The sequence below is a fragment of the Moraxella haemolytica genome (genome assembly GCF_030177935.1).
In the GTDB taxonomy this organism is placed as follows: domain Bacteria; phylum Pseudomonadota; class Gammaproteobacteria; order Pseudomonadales; family Moraxellaceae; genus Moraxella; species Moraxella haemolytica.
In genome coordinates this window covers 729,170-740,683 of record NZ_CP089974.1, presented here as the reverse complement: position 1 = coordinate 740,683, position 11,514 = coordinate 729,170, and the positions used below count along the sequence as shown (strand labels likewise).

Annotated in this window: 11 protein-coding genes; 5 read left to right on the top strand and 6 right to left on the bottom strand. The window is 40.6% G+C overall.

The genetic code is table 11. From position 1 onward, the window contains the following. Positions 1–168: 168 nt before the first annotated feature. The 5 genes from LU276_RS03475 to LU276_RS03455 form a co-directional block, all read right to left on the bottom strand. A complete protein-coding gene (locus LU276_RS03475; protein ID WP_284674265.1) occupies positions 169–1,191 on the bottom strand; it encodes a mechanosensitive ion channel family protein in 1,023 nt (340 codons plus the stop codon). 167 nt (positions 1,192–1,358) lie between these two features. After that, positions 1,359–2,714, bottom strand: a complete 1,356-nt coding sequence (cysG, locus tag LU276_RS03470) for a siroheme synthase CysG (RefSeq protein ID WP_418001284.1) — start codon at positions 2,712–2,714, stop codon at positions 1,359–1,361. 230 nt (positions 2,715–2,944) lie between these two features. Beyond that, positions 2,945–3,457 carry a DUF934 domain-containing protein gene (locus LU276_RS03465; RefSeq protein WP_284674263.1) on the bottom strand — a complete coding sequence of 171 codons (513 nt, stop codon included), beginning with the start codon at positions 3,455–3,457 and terminating at the stop codon, positions 2,945–2,947. Between the two features lie 21 nt (positions 3,458–3,478). Next, positions 3,479–5,155 carry a nitrite/sulfite reductase gene (locus LU276_RS03460; RefSeq protein WP_284674262.1) on the bottom strand — a complete coding sequence of 559 codons (1,677 nt, stop codon included), beginning with the start codon at positions 5,153–5,155 and terminating at the stop codon, positions 3,479–3,481. Positions 5,156–5,522: 367 nt separating this feature from the next. After that, entirely contained in the window at positions 5,523–7,085 is a 1,563-nt protein-coding gene (locus LU276_RS03455; protein ID WP_284674261.1) for an aminotransferase class I/II-fold pyridoxal phosphate-dependent enzyme, read from the bottom strand. A gap of 282 nt (positions 7,086–7,367) precedes the next feature. Between LU276_RS03455 and msrB the strand changes: the two genes are divergently transcribed. From msrB to LU276_RS03435, 5 genes are all read left to right on the top strand, one after another. Further along, positions 7,368–7,787 carry a peptide-methionine (R)-S-oxide reductase MsrB gene (msrB, locus tag LU276_RS03450; RefSeq protein WP_284674260.1) on the top strand — a complete coding sequence of 140 codons (420 nt, stop codon included), beginning with the start codon at positions 7,368–7,370 and terminating at the stop codon, positions 7,785–7,787. Positions 7,788–7,841: 54 nt separating this feature from the next. Beyond that, complete coding sequence (locus LU276_RS10065) at positions 7,842–7,940, top strand: transposase family protein (RefSeq protein ID WP_373627531.1); 99 nt, start codon at positions 7,842–7,844, stop codon at positions 7,938–7,940. Between the two features lie 435 nt (positions 7,941–8,375). Next, positions 8,376–9,218, top strand: a complete 843-nt coding sequence (locus tag LU276_RS03445) for an amino acid ABC transporter substrate-binding protein (RefSeq protein ID WP_284674259.1) — start codon at positions 8,376–8,378, stop codon at positions 9,216–9,218. Between the two features lie 74 nt (positions 9,219–9,292). Next, on the top strand, positions 9,293–10,006 hold the full coding sequence (locus LU276_RS03440; RefSeq protein ID WP_470365340.1) for an amino acid ABC transporter permease: 714 nt from the start codon (positions 9,293–9,295) through the stop codon (positions 10,004–10,006). 11 nt (positions 10,007–10,017) lie between these two features. Next, the gene (locus LU276_RS03435; RefSeq protein WP_284674258.1) at positions 10,018–10,761 is read left to right on the top strand and encodes an amino acid ABC transporter ATP-binding protein; all 744 of its coding nucleotides are present in this window, start codon (positions 10,018–10,020) and stop codon (positions 10,759–10,761) included. A 272-nt stretch (positions 10,762–11,033) separates the two neighbouring features. Here the strand turns inward: LU276_RS03435 and rplI are convergent, their stop codons facing one another. Continuing rightward, entirely contained in the window at positions 11,034–11,510 is a 477-nt protein-coding gene (gene rplI / locus LU276_RS03430; RefSeq protein ID WP_277809231.1) for a 50S ribosomal protein L9, read from the bottom strand. Between the last annotated feature and the right edge of the window lie 4 nt (positions 11,511–11,514).

The following is an 11,514-nucleotide window of genomic DNA, read 5'->3' as shown; positions in this document are numbered from 1 at the left end:
TTCATACCAAGCCCTTAAAAACTACTTGCCAATAGGCATTACCTCATTGGTGCTATTTATGATAAAAAATACCGCAAATATGCCTTTGCGGTATTTTTTATGGTTTACAATCAAAACTTTGCTTGATTCTAATCACTTGCCACATTTAACGAATAAAAACAACCCTGATTATGGCGTTTTGTCATTGTTGGCATCAGTAATTCCTTGCTGTTTAATCAGCTCTGACAAGTCCTGCAATCCTTCAATATGCAATGTACGATTCGGGAATGGAATATCTACACCCGCTTCATCAAAGGCATATTTAATTTCCTCCAATAGATCGCACTGCACACCAAACCAATCGCCATTTTCCGTCCATGCATACAAAGTCAAATCCACCGAACTTTCAGAAAGTGCAGTAACACGCACCAACGGTTCTGGATTATCTAGCACCAAATCATGCTTTGATGCCGTCAGTAGCATAAGCTCTTTGGCTTTTTTAATATTGCTTTGATAACCAATACCAACCAATACCTCAATACGGCGATTGGGCAATGATGAAAAATTGGTACTAGAAGTCGTCATGATGTCGCCATTTGGGATAATAATCTCATGGTTGCTGGCTGTTCGGATTCTGGTATTAACTAGGGTAATATCAATCACCGTACCCAACTTACCTCCCACCTCAACAACATCGCCACGCCCAAAAGGACGAAAAATCACAATCATCACACCGGCTGCTAGGTTGGACAGTTGATCCTTTAAGGACATACCAATCGCAACCGCCGCTGCACCAAGCACTGCCACGAATGAGTTGGTATTGATACCCAATTTATTTAGTGCAGCCAACATGATGGCTACAATCATCACGCCATATAGCAAATTATTTAAAAAATTCAGTACCGTTTGGTCAAGATGCGTCCTGCTTAACATACGGTTAATCACCGCCAAGATACGCTTACCAACCCATTTACCAATAAAGAATATCAATAATGCCAAAACAAGATTGATGCCCAAATCAATGCTATTTTTTATTAAAGTATTGACATCAATTGGCATACCTAGAAATTCTAGTGCATGATTGGTGCTATTTTCCAACCCTTTAACGGTGGCTGTTGTTACCTCTTTGGTTGTCTCAGCAACATTTTTAATTTCTTCGGCAGTCTGTGAAACTAACTCAGAAGAAGCGTTGCGATCAATAGAATCTGTCATATTTTAAACACTAATTAATAATTGAACTTTTTATTTTAGCCTAATTTTTGTAAAAAGTCATCTCAACAACTTTAGGATATTTAAAAATAACAACAACCGCAAAGTACCAAAGTATCATGAGCACCCATACCAACCACGCTTAATGGCAATTCATAGCAACGAGCGTCTTATTTAGGCTGATACAGCTCCACCACACGCCCTACGATGATAATGGCAGGTGCAGCCATCTTGGCTTGTGCATTTTTTTGAATAATATCATCAAGCGTGCCAATAAGCACCTGCTGAGTGGGCAAACTGGCATTTGAGATGATTGCTATTGACATATCAGAAGATACGCCTGATGCTCTTAACCCACCTACCACCTTCTCAAGTGCATGAAGCCCCATATAAAATACTAGCGTTTCATCATCTTGATACAAGCTCTTTAAGCCACCAAAATGCTCATTGGTTTGATAACATCCTGTCAAAAAGCGTACCGAAGTCGCCACGCCACGATGCGTCAAAGGAATGCCGGCATAACTACTAGCAGCCAATGCTGCCGTAATCCCACTCACCACTTGATAAGGGATGCCCGCTGTCTGGCAAGCCTGAACCTCCTCGCCCCCACGACCAAAAACAAAGGGATCGCCACCTTTTAGGCGTAACACTCGCTTACCTTTTTTGGCATAATATACAAGCAGCTCATTAATTTCATCTTGTGCTTTAGCATGGTTTTGGCGTTTTTTACCAACAAAAATCTTGTCGCTATCTCTTCGGCATAAATCCAAAATTTCATCAGACACCAGTGCATCGTACAGCACCACATCTGCTTGTTGCATTAGGCGGAGTGCTTTAAAGGTCAATAAATCTGGATCTCCAGCCCCTGCACCCACGATATATACCTCACCTGATTTTTGTTGATGATTCATAAAATCATCAAGTTCATCAGACAACACCCCCACCTGCTTATCCGACAAAGCACGGTCAAACACTCCTTCCCAAAAATACCGACGCTCAGTAATGGTAGGTAGTTTTTCTTTGACGATTTGGCGAAACTCGCCTGCTAGCTTAGCCAATTTACCAATGTTTGATGGCAACTGACTTTCAATCTTAACTCGAATCAGCCGTGCCAACACAGGAGCTTTGCCATTGCTAGAGACACCAACGACAATTGGGCTTCTATCCACAATGGCAGGAAAAATAAAATCACATAAAGCTGGGCAGTCCACCACATTGATGGCAATACCCAGACTTTTGGCATCATGATATACCGTATGGTTAAGCCTGTCATCGTCAGTGGCACAGATGATAACAGCAGGTCTTGGCAAGGTGTGCAAATCTGCACTTTCATAGCTTTTGTGAATGATGGTATGCTGATGCATCTTTAAAAAAGCCAAGAACGATTCATCAAAGTGCTTTGCCAACACAACCAAACTTGCCCCCGCCTTATGCAACAAGTCCGCCTTACGCTTGGCAACATCGCCACCACCAATAATCAGCACACTTTGATGGGTTAAATTAAAAAATAAAGGCAAAGTATTCATCATGCACTCATCACATTGTCATTTCACACAAAAACTTGGTAAGCAAGCATTTGGCAAAACTTGATGGTTAAAAATCCCAACAAAAGAGATGGCCTTGTGTTCGGTCAGCTATATCTATAAAGTAAAAATAAACCAAGCCGATAAGGTCATCAAGCACAATAACCATGATTATTAGGCTTGGATTTGTCAGTCAGTTTTATCTGTTACCAATCCAATACTGGCAACAATACTTAGCGAAACATCGGCAAAGCACCAGCAGATATGCCGTCATGTGCAGTTTTTAGGTCATTTAGGGTATTTTTTAGGGTGCTGATACGCTCTGATGCCACCGCAAAGGCATTAGCACCCGACTTATAAAAATACGCCGCCTGATCAAGACCAAATTCGCCTGCAATGACGATTTCTGCCTGTTCGCTTAACTGTCTTAATTGACGCACCAGACTAAATACACGCCCATCTTTAAAATCAGAGACGTACACAACAAATAAATTCACCAGTGCCTCTTCTAGCACTTCTTTCACCTCATCAATGGCATTGTCCGCTGTCAATAGCAGTCCACGAGTCTCATGAAAATCGTTTGGCGTGCTTAGTAGCGTACTATCACCATAAGCTCTCTCCTTGATGATACCAATATCAAAACCGGCATAAGCAGGGGCTTCATCAGCAGATGAAATTAAAAAAAATTCGCCCACACTTTCATGAATATTTGCTTTACTGTCTAGACTAATGATTTGCATGCTCATAACACTCTCCTTATCCATCAATTATGAGTAAACCGCCGCTTTAAATGGTGCAACACCGACACGCTCAACCACCTGAGCAAAGCTCTCAACATACTCACCTGTAACCACCCTTTCCTTTTGATAAACTTTAGCAATAGTATCAATGGTATCTGCCACCTCGTCAGCCGCCACAGCACGACCTAGAATCTGACCCAAACGAGCATTTTCGCCAGAACTACCACCCAAACTGATTTGATACCAGTGTTCGCCCTTTTTATCCACACCCAAGATACCAATATCTCCCACATGATGATGAGCACAGGCATTCATACAACCTGACATATTCAAACGAATATCGCCCAAATCGTATAAGTAATCTAAGTCTTGGAATTTTTCTTCAATGCTAGCAGCAATATTATGCGTGGTAGCATTTGCCAACGCACAATAGTCAAAACCAGGACATACTGTCATGTCTGTTAGCGTACCGATATTAGCACGAGCCAAATTAAGTGCTGATAGTTTTTGCCATAAAGCATATAAATCAGTCATCTTAACATCACCCAGTACCAAGTTTTGATGATGAGTTGCACGAATTTCACCCAAACTGTATTTATCCGCCAAGTCCGCTAAAGCAAACATTTGACCATCTGTCATATCACCCGATGGGATATATTTGCCATTGACAATACCCGCTTTTAATGAAATAACCACCGCACGATAGCCTGCGACCTTATGGGCAACGGTATTATGCTCATACCATCTGCTAAACTCATCATTAGCTAAGTATGTTTGCAGTTGATCTTGAGCCAAAAGAGAATCAATGCGTTCATAATTAGGCGTGGTAAAATAACTTTCTGCCTTCGCAAAATGTGCATCGGTCAGGGTCAAATCACCATCTTTTAGGTGTTGCCATTCTTCCATAACTTTTTGGGCAAACACCTCTTTACCCAAACTCTCTACCAAGATTTTAATACGAGCTTTGTATTTATTATCACGACGACCCTCTAGATTATACACCCTTAAAATCGCATCAAGATAACTTAACAGATGCTCTCGTGGCAAAAATTCATTAATCATCTTGCCGATAATAGGGGTACGACCCAGACCGCCGCCTACGATGACCTCAAAACCTATTTGACCATCTTTTTTGATCACATGCAGACCAATATCGTGTACTTGAGTGGCGGCACGGTCCGCTTTAGTGCCAATCACTGCAATCTTAAATTTACGTGGCAAATAAGCAAACTCTGGATGAAAAGTACTCCACTGACGAATGATTTCACAGTAAGGACGGGGGTCCACCACTTCCTCGCTATGAATACCTGCATAAGGGTCGGTGGTGGTATTACGAATACAGTTCCCTGATGTCTGAATCGCGTGCATCTGATGACTTGCCAGTTTTGCCAAAATATCTGGCACTTCCTCCAGCTTCACCCAATTTAATTGCAAGTTGGTGCGAGTGGTAAAATGTGCATAGCCCTTATCATAATCACGAGCAATCTCAGCCAAAACACGCAACTGATGACTTGCCATCAAGCCATAAGGAATGGCGATACGCAACATTGGTGCATGACGCTGAATATACAGTCCATTTTGCAGACGAAGTGGTAAAAACTGTTCCTCTGGCAACTCACCTGCCAAAAAACGCTGGGTTTGATCACGAAACTGCTCAACTCGCTCATCAACGATTTTTTGGTCAGTATAAGAATATTGATACATGGACTTCTTTCCTTTGGCGGTAGGCTTTGAAAGTTGTTGATAGAGTGCTTGGCGTAAACCACAAAAATTTATCGCTTAAACACTTAATTTATATAGGCTTGCCATATTAAGTATTTTAGGGCAAAAATTAAAATGCAAAAATGGCATATAGATAGGGGTTTTTAGCATAATTAGCATTGACCAATCACAGTCTTAAGTTACATTAGTGCACTTAACAACTTCTTGATTTGACCAATTTATCCATCAAAAAAATCAACAAAAGCCTAAAACTACAGGCCTTTGTTGATTTTTGTTATTCATTACACCCCATACCATCGCAATAGCCATGTATGAGATTTTATACACATAAGAGTTGGCGGTTAAGACATCATTCTGTACCAAACTCTTTACGCTTGTTGGCAAAAAATCTATCAAGCCTATCCATCGCATCTTCTAAGTCAATCAGATTTGGCAAAAAAACCACACGAAAATGATCTGGCTTATCCCAATTAAAGCCTGTGCCTTGTACCATCAGTACTTTTTCTTGAATTAACAAGTCCATCATGAACTTCATGTCATTATCAATCGGATATACCTTGCGGTCAATCTTAGCAAAGCAGTAAAACGCCCCTTGTGGCATGGTGCAACTGATGCCTTTGATGGCATTTAGTCTATCAACCGCCAACTGCCTTTGCTTATATAATCTGCCAGATGGTGCAGTTAAAGCCTGCATAGACTGATAGCCACCCATTGCTGTCTGTATGGCATACTGTGCAGGCACATTGGCACACAGTCGCATACTAGCAAGCATGGCCAAGCCTTCAATAAAGTCGTCAGCATGGTCTTTTTTACCTGAAATCATCACCCAACCTGAGCGATAACCTGCGATACGATGTGATTTTGACAAACCATTAAAAGTCAGCACCAACGCCTTATCCGTTATGGTACATATCGGTGTGTGCACCGCATCATCATATAAAATACGGTCATAAATCTCATCTGCCATCAACACCAATCCGTATTTAACCGCCAAATCTGCAATTGCTTGCAAAATCTCATCAGAATACAACGCCCCTGTTGGGTTATTAGGATTGATTACCACAATGCCTTTGGTTTTTGGGGTGATTTTATTTTCAATATCTGCCAAATCAGGTTGCCAGTTATTCTCTTCAACACAACGATAATGCACCGCCTTGCCACCTGCCAAATTTGCTGCCGCCGTCCACAACGGATAATCTGGCATCGGAATCAGCACTTCATCACCATCATCTAAGAGTGCCTGCATGACCATCACAATAAGCTCACTCACTCCATTACCGATGAATACATCATTGACATCAGTAGCAGATAACAGCCCCTTACCTTGATAGTACTGCAAAATCGCCTTGCGTGCCGCAAAAATCCCCTTAGAATCTGAATAACCAGACGCATTGTGAAGATTCATCGCCACATCTTGTACAATCTCGTCAGGTGGCAACAAACCAAAAGGTTCAGGATTGCCAATGTTTAGTTTAATGATGCGATGCCCTTCCGCCTCCATGCGGTTGGCTGTTTGTAGTAGCTCGCCACGAATGTCGTAGCACACATTGGCAAGTTTAGCAGATTTTTTTAAAGGCGTGTTTGCTGTATTCATGGTCATCACCTGTGATGAAAAGTGTTGATGATGGATTTGATCGTCGTCAGATTGGGCGTCTTCATCCATCTGCGTGCGACCTGTCAATAAAAAGCTTTCTGTGGTATTTAAGATACTGGCTAAAGAAGCAAGTTTGCTACTGGCAATACCGTTTTTGCCACACTCCCAATTAGCAATTGCCCCACGACTAACCGGCGTACCGCTCTCGCTTAGTCTGTGGGCGAGCTGTTGGGCAGATAAACCCATCTGCTTACGAAGTCGCTTTAATCTTTCGCCTTGCATTTTTTGATGATTTTCAATAAGATTTGGGTTTGTCATGAGATACCAACTTGCATTTTTAAAAAACTCTAAATAATAATCAAATATCCAACTTATTTAAAGTCATTTTGATGATTTTTGCAAGTATTTTCTTTCTTTTTGACTTAAAATTTCACATAAATCAATAAGATTTTTAAAAATTGCAAGATTTACTTGCACATTGTCTTTTTTATTAAAAATATAACTCCCAAACCCATTCAATACTTGTATTTTGTGCCATCATGCCCATCTATATCTGAAAAATACAATCTAGCAAGCCCGTATGATTTATAAGGAGTGATTATGACGGAACAACTAACCCAAGATGACATTCGTCAAATGAGCGAATCAGACTGGCAAGAACGCCTAAGTCCGCAAGCGTACTATGTTTTAAGACAAAAAGGTACTGAGCGTGCATTCACAGGCATTTATACTGATTTAGAAGATAAAGGCGTTTATCATTGTCAAGGCTGTCATGCCAAGCTATTTAGCAGTGAGCATAAATTTCATTCAGGTTGCGGCTGGCCAAGTTTTGACAGAAGCATTAGTAGTAATGCCTTAGATGAAACACTTGATTTGTCGCATGGCATGAGACGCATTGAGATTACCTGTCATCATTGTGGTGGTCATTTAGGGCATGTATTCCCAGACGGTCCTCAGGACACAACAGGTCTAAGATATTGCATCAATTCAGCAGCCTTAAGCTTTGAAAAAGCTGAATAACGCCATGTATTACACGACATCTACCCAAGCACCGCTGGTTTTTTTACCTTGATAATGATAACCTTAAAATACTACAAAGAATACCACAGTCAATTTCACATAGCCCAAGACTTTGGTATTACCAAAAGTACTGTTTGTAAAGCAATTAAATAAAAAGCAAACCATCAATTACCATTCAAGCGAGCAACTGATTGAGTATATCCTTGAAAAACACAAGCGTTTTAAAATCTTATCATGTCATTATTGTAATCACAGAAAAAGATTTATATTAAGAGTAAATCTTTTTCTGCTATTTATAATTTTAAGTTGGGGATAGTCTGGAAAAAGGCCTAATAATTACCTCGGATTAAATCCCCACTCTTACAGGTATTTGTAGTTCGGATTTGTTATTTGGATTTTTTCATATTGCCATAAGCATATTGGATATATCAAATTCTTTATCGCCTTGATTTTTATTGCAGAGCCAACCTTCGCCTCTTTAATAAAGAACATTCATGCATTTAAGGATTTTGTATATTCCAAAAAATCATATCTAAACCTAAAAAATTACTATATAATAAATAAGATAATTTAAAACGGAATGTCAACATGACTTTATTAAAAACCCTACCCTTTTTGATGGTTGCAACCATGCTTGCTGCCTGCGGTAATCAAAGTCAGCCACAGACAAAAGAAGCAACCAACCAAACTACTGATACCACCACTCGAGCAGATGAAACCGATCTGTACAAGCGTATAGTAAACGGTGGCGTTTTGGTGGTAGGTACAGAAGGCACCTACCCTCCTTTTACCTATCATGACGAAACAGGAAAGCTGACAGGCTATGATGTGGAAGTGGTGCGAGCCATCGCTGACAAACTTGGCATGAAGGTAGAATTTAAAGAAACCCAATGGGACGGAATGCTATCAGGACTGGACGCAGGTCGTTTTGATGTCGTTGCCAATCAAGTAAGCCTTACCACTCCAGAACGCCAAGCCAAATATAACAAATCCGAGCCATACAGTTGGTCAAATGCCGTATTGGTTGCACCAAAAAACATTCATTTTGGCTCATGGGAAGAAATTAAAGGCAAAAAATCCGCCCAATCTTTAACCAGCAATTATAGCGAGATGGCACAAAAATACGGTGCTCAAATTGTCGCCGTAGACGGACTTGCTCAGGCAGTGGAGCTGGTTAAAACAGGTCGTGCTGATATGACCATCAACGACCATCTGGCGGTGCTTGATTACTTAAAAACCAAATCTGATAGCGATCTTGAAATCAAACTGTCTGCCGATGACAGCGAAAAACGAGGTGCAGGTGTAATTTTCCGTAAGGATGAGACCGCTTCGGTTGAAAAATTCAACGAGGCAACCAAAGCCTTACAGGCAGATGGCACTCTAACCAAACTTTCCAATGAGTTTTTTGGGGCGGACATTAGCCAAAAATAAAGCAAGTGCCTTTTTTCAAAACCACCGTTTTGGTGGTTTTGGTCTTTTATTCTATTTCTTTATGTATATATGCCATGCAATCTTTATTAAGCCAACTGCCTTTTATGACAGACACTCGTGCCGAGATTGTCATTGACGCCTTTTTACCCATGCTAAAAGGTGCATTTATCTATTCTATCCCACTTGCCATAATTTCCTTTGCTCTTGGACTTATTATTGCCCTAGCGGTTGCAATGATTCGCATTGTGCCACGCACTAATGCATGGCATAACGCACTTTATTTTATTGCAAGAACTTATGTCTCTGCCATTCGTGGCACGCCCATGCTTGTGCAGTTGTTTATTATTTTTTATGGTCTGCCTGCCATCGGCATAAAACTTGATCCGTTCCCAACAGCGATTATCGCATTTTCGCTCAATGTTGGTGCGTATGCGTCCGAGACAGTGCGAGCAGCTATTTTATCAATCCCTAAAGGTCAATGGGAAGCAGGCACGACAGTTGGTCTCACCTATGCACAGACTTTTCGTTACATCATTTTACCCCAAGCCTTTCGTGTATCCATACCGCCACTCTCTAATACCTTTATTAGTTTAGTTAAAGAGACATCATTGGCATCTTTGGTATTGGTAACCGAACTATTCAAAGAAGCCCAAAATGTCGCTGCACGCACTTATGAGTTTATGCTTGTATATATTGAAGCGGCAATTATTTATTGGGTAATTTGCTTTATTTTAAGTTTATTACAATCACGCCTTGAAGTGCATTTTGACAAACATATTGCTAAATAATTGATTTTATTATGATTACTATAAAAAATATCCAAAAAACCTTTGGAGAAAATCATATCCTAAAAGGCATTGACCTAACCATTGACAAAGGTCAAGTAGTGGTTATCTTAGGACCATCAGGCTCTGGAAAAACCACATTTTTACGCTGTTTAAATGGGCTTGAAATGCCTGATAGCGGCACAATGCACTTTGATGATGACTCACTTGCTATCAATTTTGCAAAACCCATCAAAAAAGACATTCGCCTAAAACTGCAACGCAAATCCGGCATGGTTTTTCAATCCTACAATTTATTTCCCCATAAAACCGCTTTAGAAAACTTAACGCTTGCCCCCATGATTGCCCAAAATCGCCCCAAGGCACAGGTCATTGATGAAGCTAAGCAGCTACTAACTCAGGTGGGTTTGGCTGATAAGATGGATTTATACCCTTATCAATTATCAGGTGGGCAACAACAGCGAGTGGGCATTGCACGAGCTTTAGCAATTAAGCCTGAATTATTGCTGTTTGATGAGCCAACATCAGCACTTGACCCAGAGCTTGTGCAAGATGTGCTTGCCACCATGAAACAGCTTGCCAATGACGGCTGGACCATGGTTGTGGTAACGCATGAAATCAATTTTGCTCGTGATGTGGCGGATAAAGTTGTTTTAATGGATGACGGCATTGTGGTAGAAGAAGGCACACCAGAACAGCTTTTTTATCATTCAACACACCCAAGAGTTCGTCAATTCTTACAAAAAATACACCACTGACCTAGGCACACCATCAATAAAAAACCGCAGATTAGAATGAATTGCGGTTTTTTTAAGTCCCTAAATACCAAGCCCAATCACAACAGTCCTCAATGAGTATTTATACTTAACCGACCTTTAGGTATTTACAATATCTCGCCATACAGACCATCACAAATCCACTACCAAAAACTTACTTTCAACAAAATATCATCAGCTTACTCAGTGTGGTTTAAACATTAAAAAAGAGCCCATAAAAGGCTCTTTTTTTAGATAATTATTTAGAAAAATAATTATTCATCATCTTCATCAGCAACTGGTGCATCTTCAGATAAAATGGTTACCAAGATTTCAGCAGAAATATCGTGGTGAAGCTGGATAGTAACTTTGTACTCACCTACTTGACGGAATGGACCTTCAGGTAGTTTTACTTCAACACGGTCAACTTCTAGACCTGATTTGGTTAGTGCATCTGCGATATCACGAGTACCAATAGAACCAAATAGCTTGCCTTCATCACCAGATTTAGCACGCATGATGACATTAACATCGGCAAGTGCATCAGCACGCTTTTGAGCTTCTTGTAGCTCTTTGGCTTCTTGTGCCTCTAGCTCAGCACGACGAGCTTCAAACTTAGCAATGTTTGCTTCGTTTGCAGGCAAAGCCTTGCCTTGTGGAATTAGATAGTTACGACCGTAACCAGCTTTTACATCAACAGTCTCGCCAAGTTTACCAAGATTAACGACACGCTGTAATAGAATAACTTGCATGATT